This window comes from Cupriavidus sp. GW822-FHT02D05, assembly GCF_058802485.1.
Genome location: NZ_JBXAOE010000033.1, coordinates 1 through 18,512, shown reverse-complemented (window position 1 = coordinate 18,512; position 18,512 = coordinate 1). Strand labels below are relative to the sequence as shown.

At 66.4% G+C, this 18,512-nt stretch carries 15 protein-coding genes; 8 read left to right on the top strand and 7 right to left on the bottom strand.

All coding sequences use genetic code 11. The annotated features are described in order from the left end of the window. Positions 1-116: 116 nt before the first annotated feature. The 7 genes from AC1RQK_RS32675 to AC1RQK_RS32645 form a co-directional block, all read right to left on the bottom strand. Complete coding sequence (locus tag AC1RQK_RS32675) at positions 117-1,142, bottom strand: Tim44 domain-containing protein (RefSeq protein WP_492813540.1); 1,026 nt, start codon at positions 1,140-1,142, stop codon at positions 117-119. A gap of 52 nt (positions 1,143-1,194) precedes the next feature. Then, positions 1,195-1,926, bottom strand: coding sequence for a bifunctional demethylmenaquinone methyltransferase/2-methoxy-6-polyprenyl-1,4-benzoquinol methylase UbiE (gene ubiE / locus AC1RQK_RS32670; protein WP_492376396.1), 732 nt, complete (start codon positions 1,924-1,926; stop codon positions 1,195-1,197). Positions 1,927-1,970: 44 nt separating this feature from the next. Then, the gene (locus AC1RQK_RS32665; RefSeq protein WP_492813538.1) at positions 1,971-2,384 is read right to left on the bottom strand and encodes a gamma-butyrobetaine hydroxylase family protein; all 414 of its coding nucleotides are present in this window, start codon (positions 2,382-2,384) and stop codon (positions 1,971-1,973) included. Between the two features lie 52 nt (positions 2,385-2,436). Continuing rightward, positions 2,437-4,314: an ABC transporter ATP-binding protein/permease gene (locus AC1RQK_RS32660; protein ID WP_492813536.1), complete on the bottom strand. Its 1,878-nt coding sequence runs from the start codon at positions 4,312-4,314 to the stop codon at positions 2,437-2,439. A gap of 159 nt (positions 4,315-4,473) precedes the next feature. Further along, positions 4,474-4,908 carry an HIT family protein gene (locus AC1RQK_RS32655; RefSeq protein ID WP_492813534.1) on the bottom strand — a complete coding sequence of 145 codons (435 nt, stop codon included), beginning with the start codon at positions 4,906-4,908 and terminating at the stop codon, positions 4,474-4,476. A gap of 112 nt (positions 4,909-5,020) precedes the next feature. Then, complete coding sequence (locus AC1RQK_RS32650; protein WP_492813532.1) at positions 5,021-8,995, bottom strand: DUF3683 domain-containing protein; 3,975 nt, start codon at positions 8,993-8,995, stop codon at positions 5,021-5,023. Between the two features lie 158 nt (positions 8,996-9,153). After that, a complete protein-coding gene (locus tag AC1RQK_RS32645; protein WP_492376392.1) occupies positions 9,154-9,732 on the bottom strand; it encodes a YqaA family protein in 579 nt (192 codons plus the stop codon). 378 nt (positions 9,733-10,110) lie between these two features. Here AC1RQK_RS32645 and AC1RQK_RS32640 point away from each other — a divergent pair, with 378 nt between their 5' ends. The 8 genes from AC1RQK_RS32640 (at position 10,111) to AC1RQK_RS32605 (ending at position 18,326) form a co-directional block, all read left to right on the top strand. Continuing rightward, a complete protein-coding gene (locus tag AC1RQK_RS32640) occupies positions 10,111-10,593 on the top strand; it encodes a (2Fe-2S)-binding protein (RefSeq protein ID WP_416047565.1) in 483 nt (160 codons plus the stop codon). A 10-nt stretch (positions 10,594-10,603) separates the two neighbouring features. Beyond that, the gene (locus AC1RQK_RS32635; RefSeq protein ID WP_492376390.1) at positions 10,604-12,994 is read left to right on the top strand and encodes a xanthine dehydrogenase family protein molybdopterin-binding subunit; all 2,391 of its coding nucleotides are present in this window, start codon (positions 10,604-10,606) and stop codon (positions 12,992-12,994) included. Between the two features lie 15 nt (positions 12,995-13,009). After that, positions 13,010-13,810 carry an FAD binding domain-containing protein gene (locus AC1RQK_RS32630; protein WP_492376389.1) on the top strand — a complete coding sequence of 267 codons (801 nt, stop codon included), beginning with the start codon at positions 13,010-13,012 and terminating at the stop codon, positions 13,808-13,810. A gap of 127 nt (positions 13,811-13,937) precedes the next feature. Next, the gene (locus AC1RQK_RS32625) at positions 13,938-14,834 is read left to right on the top strand and encodes an AAA family ATPase (protein WP_150987835.1); all 897 of its coding nucleotides are present in this window, start codon (positions 13,938-13,940) and stop codon (positions 14,832-14,834) included. A gap of 3 nt (positions 14,835-14,837) precedes the next feature. Then, complete coding sequence (locus tag AC1RQK_RS32620) at positions 14,838-16,133, top strand: vWA domain-containing protein (protein ID WP_492813529.1); 1,296 nt, start codon at positions 14,838-14,840, stop codon at positions 16,131-16,133. Beyond that, positions 16,124-16,705, top strand: a complete 582-nt coding sequence (locus tag AC1RQK_RS32615; protein WP_183032719.1) for an SRPBCC family protein — start codon at positions 16,124-16,126, stop codon at positions 16,703-16,705. Before AC1RQK_RS32620 ends, AC1RQK_RS32615 begins: the two co-directional genes overlap by 10 nt. Continuing rightward, positions 16,678-17,706: an XdhC family protein gene (locus tag AC1RQK_RS32610; RefSeq protein ID WP_492376387.1), complete on the top strand. Its 1,029-nt coding sequence runs from the start codon at positions 16,678-16,680 to the stop codon at positions 17,704-17,706. Before AC1RQK_RS32615 ends, AC1RQK_RS32610 begins: the two co-directional genes overlap by 28 nt. Beyond that, a complete protein-coding gene (locus tag AC1RQK_RS32605) occupies positions 17,703-18,326 on the top strand; it encodes a nucleotidyltransferase family protein (RefSeq protein ID WP_492813526.1) in 624 nt (207 codons plus the stop codon). Before AC1RQK_RS32610 ends, AC1RQK_RS32605 begins: the two co-directional genes overlap by 4 nt. Positions 18,327-18,512: the final 186 nt, after the last annotated feature.

Genomic DNA, 18,512 nt, shown 5'->3' with positions numbered 1-18,512 from the left:
AAGTCAAACAACAGAATCCCCCCACCCCACAAACAAAAAAAGCCCACGTTTTCACGTGGGCCTCCATTCTATGCCACCTGCCGGCCTTGGACCTGCCGGCGAGGCACTCCCTGCACTCAGGAAGTTTGTTGGATCCCTGCCAGCAGCCAGCCGCCGGGGCCGCTTACCGGCTTCGCCAGGTTCCAGACTTCAGCGAAAGGCTGTGCCGGATCGCCGGCCTTTTCGCGGATCATGCCGGAGAAGCGCACGCTGGCCAGATGCTGGGCCGGGCTGTCTTCGATGCCGAGCAGTTCGGCTTCCAGCGTGACCACGTCGGTCTTGTTGACCTCGGCGCCGCGTTCGGACAGGTCCATCTTGATCTCGGCGAACATTTCCGGCGTGGTGAACTCGCGGATGTCTTCAAGATTGCCGGCGTCCCAGGCTGCCTGCAGGCGGACGTAGTAGATCTTGGCATTGCGCAGGAAGGCTTGGGTGTCGAAGTCGGCCGGCACGCCCCAGGGCTGGGCCGCGCCTGCGGCTGCACCAACGGCGGCGCCAGCCATCACCGGTGCGGCGGACTGCATCGAGGCGACGGAACCGGGCGCAGGCATCACCGGGTTGGGTGCGCCGACCGGCACTTGCTGGCGCAGGACCGGTTCGTTGCTGCCACCAAATCCGTTACCCGAGCCGCTGCCGGCACCGGCTGCCGCACCTGCATAGGCCGGTTGCTGCGGCGCCTTGGCGCCGCCGCGGAACTTGCGGATCAGCCAGATTGCGGCGAATGCCACCAGGGCGATCAGGATCAGGTTGGACAGGAAGCCCATGGCGGCGCCGCCCAGGCCGAAGTGCGACAGCAGCCAGCCAATGCCCAGGCCGGCGGCGATGCCGCCGAGCATGCCACCCCAGTTACGCTTGGGCGCCGCAGCAGCAGCTGCGCCGGCGCCTGCTGCTGCGGGCGCGGCTTGCTGGGCCGGCGCCTGCTGCGCGGGCGTCTGGTTCGGCGATTGCTGTGCCGGTGCTTGCTGGCGTTGCGTCACGCCGGACGATTGCTTGCCGATGCTGCGCGACCCGCCGAGGCGTTTGGCATTGGCGTCGAGCGCCATGCCGAGGGCAAGCGTGCCAATCAGCACACCCGCCATGAATTTTGCGCGAAATAGCGACATATCAGTGCTTCCCCTGTTAAGTTCGCTCATTTTTCTTTGAGCCTATATCAGTCTAGTACTTTCGCCCGACGTGGAGTGCCACCACTCCCGCCGTCAGGTTGAAGTATTCGACATTCTCCAGGCCCGCATGTTCCATAAGACGTACAAGTGAAGCCTGGTCTGGATGCATTCTGATCGATTCGGCCAGATAGCGATAGCTATCGGAATCCTGTACCACGCGCTGCCCCAGCCACGGCAGGAACTTCAGCGAATACATGTCGTAGGCCTTTTCCAGCGGCTTCCACACCTTGGAGAACTCCAGCACCATGACTTTGCCGCCCGGCTTGATCACCCGGCGCATCTCGGACAATGCCACCTCCTTGTGCGTCATGTTGCGCAGCCCGAAGGACACGGTGACCAGGTCGAAGTGGTTGTCCGGGAACGGAATCCGCTCGGCATCACAGAGACAGGTGGGGACGACGATGCCTTTATTCAACAAGCGGTCCCGTCCAACCCGGAGCATCGACTCATTGATATCGGTCAGCCAGACCTCGCCGGTGGGCCCGGCCTGGCGTGCGAAGGCCTTGGCCAGGTCGCCGGTGCCGCCGGCGATGTCGAGCACCTTGAAGCCAGGCCGCACGCCGGCCTGCGCGATGGTGAACATCTTCCACAGCCGGTGCATGCCGCCGGACATCAGGTCGTTCATGACGTCGTACTTGTTGGCCACCGAATGGAAGACTTCGGCTACCTTGCCGGCCTTCTCTTCTTCCTTGACCTTCTCGAACCCGAAGTGGGTCTCGCTCATAACTCGCTCCAGAACTCAGTAATGGCCCGCGGGGGCACGCAATCTCAATGGCTGCCGCAGGCATGGCCGCCGGGGGCCACCATGGGGGCGTCGCGATCGACGCCGGCCGCTTCCAGCCGCTCCAGGTAGGACTGCCAGATGGCGTCCTGCTGGGCGCCCAAGCGGTAAAGCAGTTCCCAGGAATAGATGCCGGTATCGTGGCCGTCGGAAAAACGGATCAGGATGGCGTAGTTGCCGACCGGCTCCACCGCGGCGATGGTGACGTCGCGCTTGCCGGTCTGCAGCACTTCCTGGCCCGGACCGTGGCCCTGCACTTCGGCCGAGGGTGAGTTCACCCTCAGGTATTCGAACGGCAGCCGGAAGCTGGAACCGTTGTCAAAACCCACCTCCAGCACGCGCGACTGGGTGTGCACGGTAAGGGCGGTGGGATGGGGAGTATCTTTTTCAAGGCCTGCCATGATGGGTGGCGCGCGGCTGTGGGCGAGCCGCAGGTTGCGGCCACACCGGCCTTTACGCTTCGTGTACGACCCGATAGCTTACCGCAGCCGCCTCGCCTTGCCCATTGTGCTCCGCCTCCCAGTGCGCTCCGTCGGCCGCGACATAGCGCAGGCGCTTGCCATGGAAGGCGGCAACCGTGCTGCGGTGGGCGATGCTGATGATCGCCGCGCCGGGCAGGGAGTCCACCATCAGGCGGTACATCGCGCTTTCCGTTTCCTCGTCGAGCGCGCTGGTGGCCTCGTCCAGGAACAGGTAATCGGGCTTTTGCAGCAGGGCGCGCGCAAAGGCCAGGCGTTGCTGCTCGCCCGGCGACAGCCGCAGCGACCAGTTATCGAACACGTCGAGCTGCTCGGCCAGGGCGCCGAGCCGGGCTTCGCGCAGCACCTTCTGCAAGGCTTCACGGCTATGCACGGTGCCGGCGTCGGGATAAGCCAGCGCATCAGCCAGCGAGCCGATCGGCAGGTAGCTGCGTTGTGGCAGGAACAGCATGCGAGCCGCGCCGGGCATGGCCACCGTGCCGCTGCCGTAGGGCCAGATCCCGGCCAGTGCGCGGAACAGCACGCTCTTGCCGCAACCCGAGGGGCCGCTGACCAGCCAGCGATCGCCGGGTGCGATCCGCAGCGAGAACGGCGCCACCAGCGGCCGCTGCTGGATCTCGCCGCCGTTGCCGGTGCGCACCGGCAGCGCCAGCGCGAGGGTGTCGATGCGGATGCCGCCGGAATCGGTACCGGTGCCAGCCTGGACCACCTCGATGTCGCGCACGCCGGTGTGCTCCTGGTCCTGGCGCTCCGCCACCCGGATGGCATCGCGGAAGTCGATCAGCCGGTTGGCTGCAGCCTTCCAGCCGACCAGCGTGGAATAGTTGTCAACGAACCACGACAGCGCACCTTGCACCTGGCCGAAGGCCTGGCTCACCTGCATCAGCCCGCCCAGCGTCATCTTGCCGGCGAAGTAGCGCGGCGCGGCCACGAGCAGCGGAAAGATGATGGCGAACTGGCCGTAGCCGGAACTGACAAAGGTCAGGCGACGCGTATAGCGCATCAACTGTTTCCAGTTGGCGCGAATGCGGTCAAAACGCGAGCGCAGGCCCGCCTGCTCGGTAGGCTCGCCCCGGTAAAGCGCCACCGGCTCGCTGTTCTCGCGCAAGCGCACCAGCATGAAACGGAAATCCGCCTCGTACTGCTCTTGCTGGAAACTCAAGCCGATCAGCGGCCGGCCCACCACGTGGGCAATCAGCGAACCGATCACGGCATAGCCCACCGCGAACCACACCATATAGCCCGGAATCGTGATCTCGGTGCCGCCCAGCATGAAGCTGATCGGCCCCGAAACGGCCCACAGGATGCCGACGAAAGACACCAGCGTCACCACCGAATTGAGCAGCCCGAGCGAGAGAGACAGCGCGCCATCGGTAAACGAGCGCAGATCGTCCGCAAGCCGCTGGTCGGGGTTGTCCGTGGCGTGCGTCTGTTCTATGCGGTAGTAAGCCTGGTGGCTGAGCCAGTGGTCCATGAAGCGGTCGGTCATCCAGGTACGCCAGCGCATCTGCAGCATCATGGTGTAGTACTGCCGGGATATGGCCGCCACGATAAAGAAGCCGGCGATCCAGGAGAAACGGATCAGCAGCGCCTTGAAGGAGGTGTAGTCATGCTGCTCCAGCGCGTTGTAGAACACGCGATTCCATTCGTTGAGCAGCACGTTGATATAAACGATGCCGAGATTGAGCGCGACCACGAAGGCCAGCAGCCCGAGGCCGGCCTTGCGGTCCTCGGATTTCCAGTAAGGCTTGATCAGGTCCCACGTCTCAGCCACCCGCAGGCGGCTCTGGATCTTGAGGGCACGGGCCGGCACGGCCGGGCCTGGAACAGTAACGGAAGTCGGTGTGGACATGGCACCTTTCGCGCAAGCGGGCCATGGCAGATCCACCGGCCCCGCTCTTGTGGGAATGAAGACAACGGGTATTAGAAGACGGCGCTGCCCGGCTGGTTCCGGAAATTCAAAAAAACCGACAGCAATGCCAACACGGCACGGGCACGGCTACGCCAGGCGTCAGCCTGCTTCGTCCAGTTTCGCCAGGGCCGCACGCAATGCCGGCAGGCGCTGCGCAAGGCCCGCCAGGCGCACGGCATCAGGCTCGCGCTGCGCAGCCGCCCAGACGGCTTCGGGAAAATGGGTATCCCAGCGGTAGCGTGGAATGATATGCCAGTGCAGGTGCGGCACCATATTGCCGAAAGCGGCCAGGTTGACCTTGTCGGGCACCATGGTCTCGCGCACCGCGCGCTCCACCCGCGCCACCAGCCGCATCAGCCAGGCCTGGTCGTCCTCGGGCAGGTCGGTCTGCTCGGCAACGTGGCCATTCCACACCACCCGACAGAAGCCGGGAAAGCGCTCATGCTCGACCAGGATGACCCGGGCGCGCTCACCACGCCAGACCAGTTCGCCGCCGTCGGTCTCGCACAGCGGGCAGTTGGGGACGAGGTTCATGCGGGCGCTCCCGGGACTCCGAGGGCGTCAGTCAAATACCCAGGGTTGGCTCCCCTCTCTCCCGCAAGCGGGAGAAGGGAGAAAACCAGTGGCACCGCCCCCGCCTCCCCCATCACACCAGCACCCGCTCGATGCCGCCCGAGTTGGCCTTGGCCACGTAGTCCGGCATCCAGTTCTCGCCCAGCAGGTGCTTGGCCATCTCCACCACGATGTAGTCCGCCGTGACCGTGGCGTCTTCCTTGTAGCGCGACAAACCCTGCAGGCAGGACGGGCAGCTGGTCAGGATCTTGACGTCGCCCACAAAGCCGTCGGTGCGCAGCTTGTCCGCGCCCTTGGTCATTTCCTCTTCCTTACGGAAGCGGATCTGGGTGGAAACGTCGGGGCGCGACACCGCGAGCGTGCCGGACTCGCCGCAGCAACGCTCGTTCTTCTCGATCTTGCCGCCGCCTTCATTGCCGCCCATCAGCTCGTTGACGAGCTTGGTCGGGTCCATGGTCTTGATCGGGGTGTGGCAGGGGTCGTGGTACATATAGCGCGTACCGGTCACGCCCTCCAGCTTGACGCCCTTCTCCAGCAGGTATTCGTGGATGTCGATGATGCGGCAGCCCGGGAAGATCTTGTCGAATTCATACCCGGCAAGCTGGTCGTAGCAGGTCCCGCAGCTCACCACCACGGTCTTGATATCGAGGTAGTTGAGCGTGTTGGCGACCCGGTGGAACAACACCCGGTTGTCGGTGACCATCTTCTCGGCCTTGTCGAACTGGCCGTTGCCGCGTTGCGGATAGCCGCAGCACAGGTAGCCCGGCGGCAGCACGGTCTGCACGCCCACATGCCACAGCATGGCTTGCGTGGCGAGGCCCACCTGCGAGAACAACCGCTCCGAGCCGCAGCCCGGGAAGTAGAACACCGCCTCGGTCTCGGGCGAAGTCCGCTTCGGGTCGCGGATGATCGGCACGATCTCGTTGTCTTCGATGTCTAGCAGCGCGCGCGCGGTCTTCTTGGGCAGGTTGCCCGGCATCTTCTTGTTGATGAAGTGGATCACCTGCTCTTGCACCGGCGCGCGGCCCACCGTGGCGGGCGGATGCGCGGTCTGCTTCCTGGCGAACTTCTTGAGTACGTCGTTGCCCAGGCGCTGCGCCTTGTAGCCCCAGTCGATCATGACCTTGCGGGTCATGTTGATGGTCTGCGGGTTGGTGGCGTTGAGGAAGAACATCGACGCGGCAGTGCCGGGATTGAACTTCTTCTGCCCCATCTTGCGCAGCAGGTTGCGCATGTTCATCGACACGTCGCCGAAGTCGATCTTGACCGGGCACGGCGTCACGCACTTGTGGCAGACCGTGCAATGGTCGGCCACGTCGGAGAACTCGTCCCAGTGCTTGATCGAGATGCCGCGGCGGGTCTGCTCCTCGTACAGGAAGGCCTCCACCAGCAGCGAGGTCGCCAGGATCTTGTTGCGCGGGCTGTACAGCAGGTTGGCGCGCGGCACGTGGGTGGCGCACACCGGCTTGCACTTGCCGCAGCGCAGGCAGTCCTTGACGCTGTCGGCAATGGCACCGATATCGCTCTGCTGCATGATGATGGACTCATGCCCCATCAGCCCGAACGACGGCGTATAGGCATTGCGCAGGTCAGCGCCTGGCAACAGCTTGCCCTTGTTGAAGCGGCCCTGCGGATCCACGCGCTGCTTGTACTCGCGGAATTCGCCGATCTCGTCCTCGGTCAGGAACTCCAGCTTGGTGATGCCGATGCCGTGCTCGCCGGAAATCACGCCGTCCAGCGAGCGCGCCAGCGCCATGATGCGGGCCACCGCGCGGTGGGCGTCCTGCAGCATGTCGTAGTCGTCGGAGTTGACCGGGAGATTGGTGTGCACGTTGCCGTCGCCGGCGTGCATGTGCAGCGCCACGAAGACGCGGCCGCGCAGCACCTGCTTGTGGATCTTCTGCGCTTCGTCGAGGATGGGCTTGAACTCGCCGCCGTTGAAGATATTGCGCAGCTCGGCGCGCACTTCGCTCTTCCAGGACACGCGGATGGTGCGGTCCTGCAGCAGGTGGAACACGGTGGCATCCGGCTGCTGCTCGAGGCGCGCCTCGAAAGCCTGGCCGAGCAGGCCCAGGCCGTGGCCGATCAGCGACGCGCGCGCGGTGGCCAGCGGCGTATCCAGGTGGTCCTGCAGGTAGGTCCAGCGCGAGCGGATCTCGCGCAGCAGCTGCAGCGCGTGCTGCACGCGGTCTTCCAGCAGCTCGGCGCTGGGGATCTCGTTAGCGTCGTCGCTGCGGCCCAGCGGCAGGTTGCCGCGCGCGAAGAAGGCTTCCAGCGCATCGGTCAGCTGGAGCTTGTTCTTGATCGACAGCTCGATATTGATGCGCTCGATGCCGTCGGTATACTCGCCCATGCGCGGCAGCGGGATCACCACGTCTTCATTGATCTTGAAGGCGTTGGTGTGCTTGGCGATGGCGGCGGTGCGCGAGCGGTCCAGCCAGAACTTCTTGCGGGCTTCCGGGCTGACCGCGACGAAGCCTTCGCCGCTCTTGCCGTTGGCCATGCGGATGACTTCCGAGGTGGCGCGGGCGACCGCGTCCTGGTCGTCGCCGACGATGTCGCCGATCAGCACCATCTTCGGGAAGGCGTTGCGCTTGCTCTTGGTGGCGTATCCCACCGCACGCAGGTAGCGCTCGTCCAGGTGCTCCAGGCCGGCCAGGATGGCGCCGCCAGGGGTGCGCGATTCGGCGTCGAGGTAATCCTTGATTTCCACGATGCTCGGAATGGCGTCGCGCGCCTGGCCGAAAAACTCCAGGCAGACGGTGCGCACATGCGCCGGCATGCGGTGCAGGATCCAGCGCGCGCTGGTGATGATGCCGTCGCAGCCTTCCTTCTGGATGCCGGGCAGACCCGCCAGGAACTTGTCGGTGACGTCCTTGCCCAGGCCTTCCTTGCGGAACTTGCGCCCTTCGATGGCCAGGGTTTCCGTACGCAGCGGCTTTTCGCCGGGCGCGCGGTTGCCGTCCGACCACTTGAGCTCGAAGGTGGCGACCGCCACGTCATGGATCTTGCCCAGGTTGTGGTCCAGGCGCGTGACTTCCAGCCAGTTGCCTTCCGGATCCACCATGCGCCACCAGGCCAGGTTATCCAGCGCGGTGCCCCACAGCACGGCCTTCTTGCCGCCGGCGTTCATGGCCACGTTGCCACCGATGCAGGAGGCATCGATCGAGGTCGGGTCGACCGCGAACACCAGCCCGGCCTTGTCCGCCGCATCCGCCACGCGGCGCGTCACCACGCCAGCGCCGGAGAAAATGGTGCCGACCTTGTGCGACACGCCCGGCAGGTCGGTCTGCTCGACCGGCCCGAGTTGTTCCAGCTTCTCGGTGTTGATGACCGCGCTCATCGGCGTCAGCGGCACGGCGCCGCCGGTATAGCCGGTGCCGCCTCCGCGCGGGATGATGGTCAGGCCCAGCTCGAAGCAGCCCTTGACCATGCCGGCGATCTCTTCCTCGGTGTCCGGGGTGAGGACCACGAAGGGATATTCCACGCGCCAGTCGGTCGCGTCGGTCACATGCGAGACGCGGGACAGGCCGTCGAACTTGATGTTGTCCTTCTGCGTGATGCGGCCCAGCACGCGCTGGGTGCGCTTGCGCAGGTCATAGGCGTTGGCGAACTCCTGCTTGAAGTCCTCGATGGCCTGCTTGGCAAAGCTGACCAGCTGCTCGACCCGGTGGGAGCGGTCCTCGGCGGCCGGCTCGGCGTGCTCGGCACGGTCGGCGGCACGGCGTTTTTCCACCTCGGAGAGCCGGTGGTGCAGTGCCGTAACCAGCATCTGGCGACGCTTGGGGTTCTCCAGCAGGTCATCCTGCAGGTAGGGATTGCGGCGCACCACCCAGATATCGCCCAGCACTTCGTACAGCATGCGGGCGGAGCGGCCGGTGCGGCGTTCGCCGCGCAGCTCGGCCAGGATACGCCAGGCTTCTTCGCCTAGCAGCCGGATGACAATCTCGCGATCCGAGAATGACGTGTAGTTATAAGGGATCTCTCGCAGGCGCGCAGGCGCATCCTGCGCGGCGAGTTTGGCATCGAGCACGAGTGGGGCGTTCATGGGGAGGGGACCGCTTCCTGTAGCGCACGGGGACGGTGCGCCGGATCGTCTTTAAAGGGCAATTGTACTTCAAGGCCTGCTTTCGCCGCACCGCAACATGGCAGAACCTTGCTTGGGCAAGGGTTGCCTTACCCTTGCCGTGCCGTGAGAGGCGCTAGCTAGAACAGGCTTTTGAGGCTGGCTGCGATGCCGTGCCAGAAACTATCCGGGATCCAGAGCAGGGCAATCGTCATGGCAAGGTAGCGCAGAAACTTGCCAATCGCCATGTAAACCAGGCTCGGCCAGAATGACAACCGGAGCCAGCCGGCTAAAGTGCACAAAGGATCACCAATTCCGGGGAGCCACGATACCAGCAGGGTCGGCGGCCCCAGCCGGCGCATCCACCGGAAGTAGCGCGCATCCAGCGACGGCTTGCGCGGCTGGCGGGGATGGCGGCGGTGTTCGGCGTGCTCCTCCTCGTGCACGCGCTGCTGGCGCCGCTTGCGCAAGCGCACCACGGCCAGCTTGGCCGCGTAGCCAAGCCACCAGTCGATGGCGCCGCCCGCGGTATTGCCGAGCGTGGCGACGACGATGGCCGGCCAGAACAGATGCGGATTGAGCTTGATATACGCGAAGACCGCCGGCTCCGAGCCCAGGGGCAGCAAGGTGGCCGACACCAGGCTGACCACGAAGATAGCCGGCAAGCCCACCTTGGGCAGGGCAACGGTTTCGAACAGCCAGTCGATAAAGCCTTCCATATTGAGAGATCTGGTGCCGGAGCGAGGTGAATGCGGTGTGGCGGCCGGACGGCGGGCCATTCTAGCAGCGCCATCCTGCACGCCCGCGCCCGACGCCGTCCGCACCCTCTGGCAGCGCCAGGTGGCGAAGGGGCAACCCGCATGGCATGCGCCGGAGATTTGTGATTAACTGTTAGAGCATGTCGTGGCCAAACGTTCGTGGCCTGACATTGCCAGGCCATTGTCAGGCATTGACGGGCAGCACCGCAGCACCGCAGTACCAACATCACGAAATAGCCGTACCCAACAAACGGCAGTAACGCGTCGTGGCCAGTCCCGCGCAGTTTTTTCGGGATTCAGGGATTGGTCGTGCACGTGTCCACCCACATGGAGACAAGCATGGCGATTCCTATCCGCCTGACCGTCAACGGCCGCGCCGTCGACGCGCAGGTAGAACCCCACACCCTTCTCGTCCAGTTCCTGCGCGAACAACTCCGCCTGACCGGCACCCATGTCGGCTGCGACACCGCCCAGTGCGGCGCCTGCACCGTGCACATGGACGGCCGCGCGGTCAAGTCGTGCAACATGCTGGCGCTGCAGGCGGATGGCGCCAGCATTACCACCATCGAAGGGCTCGCCCCGGAGGGCCAGCTCCACCCCATGCAGGAAGCCTTCCGCAACTGCCACGGCCTGCAGTGCGGCTTCTGCACGCCCGGCATGGTGATGAGCGCCATCGCCCTGGTCACGCAGCAGCCCAATGCCGACGCCGCCGCCATCCGCGAGCAGCTCGACGGCAACCTGTGCCGCTGTACCGGCTACCACAACATCGTGCGCGCGGTGCAGGAAGGCCAGTCCGCGATGCATGGCGTCAGCGCTGAATAAGGGGACCGCCATGAACGCACCTGACAACCAGCACAACCAACACCTGATCGGCGCCTCGGTCAAGCGCAAGGAAGACTACCGCTTTCTCACCGGCAACGGCCAATACACCGACGACATCGTGCTGCCGCAGCAAAGCTACGGCTACTTCCTGCGCTCGCCGCACGCGCACGCCCGCATCGTCTCCATCGACAAGACCGAAGCACTCGCCTCGCCCGGCGTGGTCGCCATCTTCACCGGCGACGACGTGGCGGCCGACAAGGTCGGCGGCCTGCCCTGCGGCTGGCTGATCCACAGCATCGACGGCAGCCCGATGAAGGAGCCGCCGCACCCCGTGCTGGCGCAGGGCAAGGCCCGCCACGTGGGCGACCAGGTCGCGCTGGTCATCGCCGAAACGCTGCAGCAAGCCAAGGACGCCGCCGAGAAGATCGACGTGCAATACGATGAGCTGCCCGCCGTGGTGAACACCGCCCACGCTGCCTCGGCCACCTCGCTGGTGCATGACGACGTGCCCGAGAACACCAGCTATGTCTGGGGCCACGGCGACCGCGCCGCCACCGACGCCGCCTTTGCCAAGGCCGCCCACGTGACCACGCTGGAGATCATCAACAACCGGCTGATCCCCAATGCCATCGAGCCGCGCGCCGTCAATGCCAGCTACACCCGGCAGGACGACAGCTACACGGTCTATGTATCGAACCAGAACCCCCACGTGGAGCGCCTGCTGATGGGCGCCTTCGTGCTTGGCCTGCCGGAGTCGCGCCTGCGCATCATCGCGCCGGATGTGGGCGGCGGCTTCGGCTCCAAGATCTTCCTGTACGCGGAAGACGTAGCGCTGACCTGGGCCTCGAAGAAGATCAAGCGCCCGATCAAGTGGACCGCCGAACGCTCGGAGTCCTTCCTGACCGATGCGCACGGCCGCGACCATGTCACCAAGGCCGAGCTGGCGATGGACGCCGACGGCAAGTTCCTGGCCATGCGGGTGCACACCACCGCCAATATGGGCGCCTACCTGTCGACCTTCGCGTCCAGCGTGCCGACCATCCTGTACGCCACGCTGCTCGCCGGGCAGTACACCACGCCGGCGATCTATGCCGAAGTGCGCGCCGTGTTCACCAACACCGCGCCGGTGGATGCTTACCGCGGCGCGGGCCGCCCGGAAGCCACCTATGTGGTGGAACGGCTGGTGGAAGCCGCGGCGCGCGAAATGAAGATGGACCCGGCGGAAATCCGCCGCAAGAACTTCATCCACGACTTCCCCTACGCCACCCCGGTCGGCCTGACTTACGACACCGGCGACTACGAACCGTGCCTGGCACGCGCGCAGGAACTCGCTGACGTCAAAGGCTTTCCCGCGCGTCGTGAAGAAGCGAAGCAGCGCGGCAAGCTGCGCGGCCTGGGCTACTCCTGCTACATCGAGGCATGCGGGCTGGCGCCGTCGAATATCGCCGGCGCGCTGGGCGCGCGCGCGGGACTGTTCGAAGTCGGCGAGATCCGTGTCCACCCGACCGGCACCGTGACCGTCTTCACCGGCTCGCACAGCCATGGCCAGGGGCATGAAACCACCTTCGCGCAGATCGTGGCGGACCGGCTCGGCATTGCACTGGATGCCGTGGAAGTGGTGCACGGCGACACCGGCCGCGTGCCGTTCGGCATGGGCACCTATGGCTCGCGCTCGCTGTCGGTAGGCGGCTCGGCCATCATGAAGGCGCTCGACAAGATCGAAGCCAAGGCCAAGAAGATCGCGGCCCACTTGCTGGAGGCCTCGGACGCCGACATCGAGTTCAAGAACGGCACGTTCAGCGTGGCCGGCACAGACCGCAGCAAGACCTTCGGCGAGGTGGCGCTCACCGCCTACGTGCCGCACAACTACCCGCTCGACAAGCTGGAGCCGGGCCTGAACGAAAACGCCTTCTACGACCCGACCAACTTCACCTATCCGTCGGGCGCCTACATCTGCGAGGTGGAAGTCGATCCGGACACCGGCGAGAGCAAGGTGATCAAGTTCACCGCGGTGGACGATTTCGGCAACATCATCAACCCGATGATCGTCGAAGGCCAGGTACACGGCGGCATCGGCCAGGGCCTCGGCCAAGCCATGCTGGAGCAGTGCGTGTACGACGACGACAGTGGGCAGTTGCTGACCGGCTCCTACATGGACTACGCCATGGCGCGCGCCAGCGACCTGCCGGACTTCACGGTTGAGACCGCCAAGGGCACGCCCTGCACGCACAACCCGCTTGGGGTGAAGGGCTGCGGCGAAGCCGGCGCGATCGGCTCGCCGCCGGCCTTCATCAATGCGCTGGTGGATGCGCTCTCGCCGCTTGGCGTGCACGACATCCAGATGCCCGCCACGCCGCATCGCGTGTGGCAGGCCATCCGCCACGCGCAGGCCCCTAACTGAGATCGGAGGCACATCATGTACGCATTCAATTTCGAACGCGCCGCCGATACCAAGGCGGCCGTGGACAAACTCAAGGCGGACCCCGACGCCAAGTACCTCGGCGGCGGCCAGAGCCTGCTGGCCGCGATGAAGCTACGCCTGGCCGCGCCATCCGCGCTGATCGACGTAGCCCGCATTCCCGGCATGGCGGATATCCGTGTCGAGAACGATGAGCTAGTGATCGGCGCGGCGGCACGCCATGCCGACGTGGCGGCCAACGCCGACGTGCGCAAGCGCATTCCCGCGCTGGCCGCGCTGGCCGACGGCATCGGCGATCGCCAGGTACGCGCGATGGGCACGCTGGGCGGCTCGCTCGCCAACGACGATCCGGCCGCCTGCTACCCAGCGGCCGTGCTCGCGCTCAACGCCACGGTGGTCACCGACCGCCGCAATATCGCCGCAGATAGCTTCTTCAAGAGCCTCTACGAAACCGCGCTGGAACCCGATGAGCTGATCACCGCCGTGCGCTTCCCCACGCCGGACAAGGCCGCCTACATCAAGTTTCGCAACCCGGCATCGCGCTTCGCGCTGGTGGGCGTGATGGTGGCGCAGTTCGGCAAGGTCGTGCGGGTCGCGGTCACCGGCGCGGCCGACAGCGTGTTCCGCAGCGCACCGCTGGAGCAGGCGCTGGCAGCCAGCTTCACGCCGGCGGCAGCACGCGCGGTGGTGGTGGATGCAAGCAAGCTGAACACCGACTTGCATGCTTCCGCCGAGTACCGTGCGCACCTGATCCCGGTGCTGGCGGCGCGCGCGGTGGAGCAGGCGTTGAAGGGATAAGGGAGAAAGCCGGAGCGAAAGCGCCGGCACTCGCCAAGCCGGGCGTGTTCACTTCGAGCGCACGCCCGCCCTCTCCCCCAGCCCCTCTCCCACGTGGTGGGAGAGGGGAGCCAACCGGCTAGCACCCATGCTTCCCCAGTCCATCGATCAAACCGCTGCCCTGCTGGAGGCACAGCAGTACTTCGCCGATCGCGAAACCGCCACCGTGCTGTACCTGGCACTGCGCATGCAGCGCCCGCTGTTCCTCGAAGGCGAGCCCGGCGTGGGCAAGACCGCGCTGGCGCGGGCCATGGCCGACGCGCTCGGCACGCGCTTGCTGCGCCTGCAATGCTACGAGGGGCTCGACGCCTCCAGCGCGCTGTACGAATGGGATTACCCGCGCCAGATCATGGCGCTGCGCCTGGCGGAAGCGCGCGGCGAGCGGCCCGACACGCAATCGCTGTATCACGACGATTTCCTGCTCAAGCGCCCCTTGCTGGAATCCCTGCTGCCCGACCCGGCCGCGCCCGGCATCCCGCGCGTGCTGCTGATCGACGAGATCGACCGCGCCGACGAGCCCTTCGAAGCCTTCCTGCTGGAGGTGCTGTCCGAGTTCCAGGTGTCGATCCCCGAAATCGGCGTGATCCGGGCCGAGCAGCCGCCGCTCATCATCGTCACCTCCAACCGGACCCGCGAGGTGCATGACGCACTCAAGCGCCGCTGCCTGTACCAATGGATGGGCTATCCCCAGCGCGAGCGCGAACTGCAGATCGTGGCCGCGCGCGCCCCCGAGGCCGCCGCCGCGCTGCAGCACCAGGCCATCGACTTCATCCACCGGCTGCGCGGCATCGACCTGTTCAAGTCGCCCGGCATCGCCGAGGCCATCGACTGGTGCCGCGCGCTGGCCGCGCTGGGCGTCTGTGAGCTCGATCCGCAATCGGTGCGTGACACGCTGGGCGTGCTGCTCAAGTACCAGGACGACCTGGCCCGGGTCGATGGCCCCACCGTGGCCGAGTTGCTCGCCAGCCGGGCGCCGGGAGCCTGAGCCATGCCCCGGCTCCATCCGGACGCTCCGCTGGCCACCGTGCCACCCGCCGGCACGCTGCCCATGCTGGCGCGCAACGTCACGCATTTCGTGCGGCTGCTGCGCGATGCCGGCTTTGCGCTGTCGCCCGCACAGGCTGTGGATACGCTGCTAGCGCTGCAATACGTGGACATCGGCAGGCGCGATGAGGTGCGCGCAGCCATGGCGGCCCTGATGGTGAGCGGGCCCGATCAGCGCCTGTTGTTCGACGCCGCCTTCGACCTGTTCTGGCGCGACCCGGACTGGGAGGGCAAGCTGCGCGCCCTGCTGCTGCCGCGCGTGGATGCCGGCGCACCGCCGCCGCCGCGCAACAACCGGCTGGCCGACGCGCTCGCCGCCCAGCGCCCGCCCGAGTCCGGCCGACGTGGCGAGGACCATGTCGAACGCTTTACCGCGCCGCTCACCTTCTCCGCGCAGGAGCGCCTGGCGCAGCGCGACTTTGAAACCCTGGGCGCGGAAGAATGGCGCGCGCTGCAGCACATGATCCGCGCGCGCCACGCGCGCCTTGCCACCGAGCGCACGCGCCGCCTGCGCGCCGCCGCCAGCGGGCCGTACGCCGACCTGCGCGCCAGCGCGCGGCTGGCGGTACGCCAGCAAGGCGAATGGCTGCGCTGGAAATACCGCCGCCGCGCCGAGCGCCGCCCGCCGCTGGTGCTGCTGCTCGACATCTCCGGCTCGATGAGCCAGTACTCGCGCGCGGTGCTGTACTTCTGCCATGCGCTGATGCAATCGCGCGAGCGGCTGTCTGTGTTCCTGTTCGGCACCCGGCTGACCAACATCACCCGCTGGCTGCGCGAGCGCGACCCGGACGAAGCGGTTGGCGCCATCACGGGCCAGGTGCGAGACTGGGCCGGCGGCACCCGCATCGGTGCCGCGCTGGCCACCTTCAACCGCCAGTGGGCGCGCCGCACGCTGTCCGGACGCGCCACGGTGCTGCTGGTCACCGACGGGCTCGACCATGAAGACATCGACCTGCTAGACGCCGAAATGGCACGCTTGCGCCGCTTCGCCCATCGCATCGTCTGGCTCAACCCGCTGCTGCGCTATGCCGGCTTCGTGCCGCAGGCACGTGGCGTGCAAGCCATCCTGCCGCATGTGGACGCCCTGCGCTCGGCGCACAACCTGGACAGCCTTTTCGCGCTCGAATCCCTGCTGGCCGCGCGCGACACCCTGGCCATGCCCGCGTTTCCCGCGGCGCCGAGGCCCGCAGACATTAAAAACATGAAGGACACCAAGGAGACGCCCCAACCATGGAAATGACACAGACGCGGCAACTGCCGGTAGCGCAGCAAACCGCCTGGGAAGCCCTGAACGACACGGCGCTGCTCAAGCAATGCATCCCAGGATGTGAGAGCATCGAGCCTGACGGCGACAACGCCTACCTGGTGGCGCTGACCGCCGCGGTGGGCCCGGTCAAGGCGCGCTTCAAGGGGCGCATGGCCCTGCAGGACATCCAGGCGCCCGACAGCTACACCATCCAGTTCGACGGACAAGGCGGGGTCGCCGGTTTCGGCAAAGGCACCGCGGCCGTCACGCTGGCCCCCGAAGGCGACGCGACGGTGCTGACCTACACGGTCAACGCCCAGGTTGGCGGCAAGATCGCGCAGATCGGCTCGCGCCTGGTCGACGCTGCCGCGCGCAAGATGGCCGATACCTTCTTCGACCGCTTCACGGCGGCGGTGAGCGGGTCCGGCGCGCAGGGTGACGAGCCAGGCACGGATGACAATGTCGCCAAGGACGGAGCGGCGGCCGGCGAAGGCAGCGCGCCCGATGAACAAAACGGTGAAACGAAGCGGAAACGATCATGGACAGCGTGGATCTCGAAGTCCTGAAAAGCAGTGTGAAGTGGCAGGCCGAAGGCCATCGCACGCTATTGGTAACGGTAGTCAGAACCTGGGGCTCGTCGCCCCGGCCGGAAGGCGCCATGCTGGCCGTGCGCGACGACGGCCTGGTGGTCGGCTCGGTCTCGGGCGGCTGCATCGAAGATGACATCATCGACCGGGTACGGCGCGAAGGCATTGCCGGCGCGCATCCCGAGGCCGTCAAGTACGGCATCAGCGCCGAGGAAGCGCACCGTTTCGGCCTGCCCTGCGGCGGCACCATCGAACTGGTGACCGAGCCGCTCGGCGCCGATAGCCACCTGGACGAACTGCTGGCCGCCGTGGAAGGCGGCAAGCTGGTAGCCCGCACGCTCGACATGGCAACTGGCCGCGCCACCCTGGGCCCGGCCGAGGCCACCGACGGCCTTGCCTTCGACGGCGCCACCCTGCTCACCATTCACGGGCCGCGCTACCGCATGCTGGTGATTGGCGCGGGACAGCTGTCGAAGTACCTGAGCCAGATCGCTGTTGGCCTGGGCTTCCAGGTCACCGTGTGCGATCCGCGCGAGGAATACACCGAGACCTGGGACATCCCCGGCGTCACCATGGTGCGCACCATGCCGGACGACACCGTGACCGACATGAAGCTCGACGAGCGCTGCGCGGTGATCGCCGTCACGCACGACCCCAAGCTCGACGACCTGGCCCTGATGGAAGCCTTGCGCACGCGCGCCTTCTATGTCGGCGCCCTCGGCTCGCGCCGCAACAACCAGGCGCGCCGCGAGCGGCTCAAGGAGTTCGACCTCAACGACCTGCAGCTCGCGCGGCTGCACGGCCCGGTCGGCATCTACATCGGCAGCCGCACGCCCCCCGAGATCGCCATCTCGATCCTGGCCGAAGTCGTCGCCGCCAAGAACCACGTCTCGCTGCCCGACATCCTCCAGGTAGAAGGCGCCAAGGCCGCGCGCGAACTGGCCGCCAACGAAGGCAGCACCTGCAGCCCCACCCCGTGACCAGCCCGCTGACGGGCCCCATCAACGGCGCCATCCACACTGCCGAGCCCCCCACCGGCATCCTGCTGGCAGCCGGCTACGGCCGCCGCTTCGACCCCGCCGGCCAGCGCAACAAACTCCTGGCCACGCTGCCCGACGGCCACACCGTAGCCGCCCGCAGCGCCCGCACGCTGGTCTCCGTGCTGCCCGGCACGCTAGCCGTGATCCGCCCGGGCAATGCCGCGCTGGCAGCCGAATTGCAAGCTGCCGGCTGCCGGGTACTGGAGACAGCAGCAGCCGAGGCCGGCATGGGCGCCGCGCTGGCTGCGGCAGTGGCCGCCACGCCCGGCGCCAGTGGCTGGGTAGTGGCGCTGGCCGACATGCCGTGGCTGCCGGCCGAGCTGGTGCGCGCGGTGGCGTTGACGATCACGACACGTGACGCGATTGCCGCACCGTGGCGCGACGGACGGCGTGGGCATCCGGTTGGATTCGGGTCCGCGTGGCGGGATGCCCTGCTGAAGCTTGATGGGGATGAAGGCGCGCGGGAATTGTTGAAGACGCAGCCGGTGATGAGGATTCTGACTGAGGATGAGGGGGCGTTTCGGGATGTGGATACTTTGGGGGATTTAGGGGGGGTATAGGGGGTGGTGTTGGGGTGTTTTCTGGCGGTGTTGGTTTTTGGGCCCAAGAGCCGGACGACATCGCCCTGCGGCGTTGGTCGCTGTTTATTTCAGCGGCGATGGTTATTGCACCCAAGGGCCATACGACATCCCCCTGCGGGGGCTGCCGGTCACTTTTCTTTGACCGGCAAAGAGGGTGAGGACAAA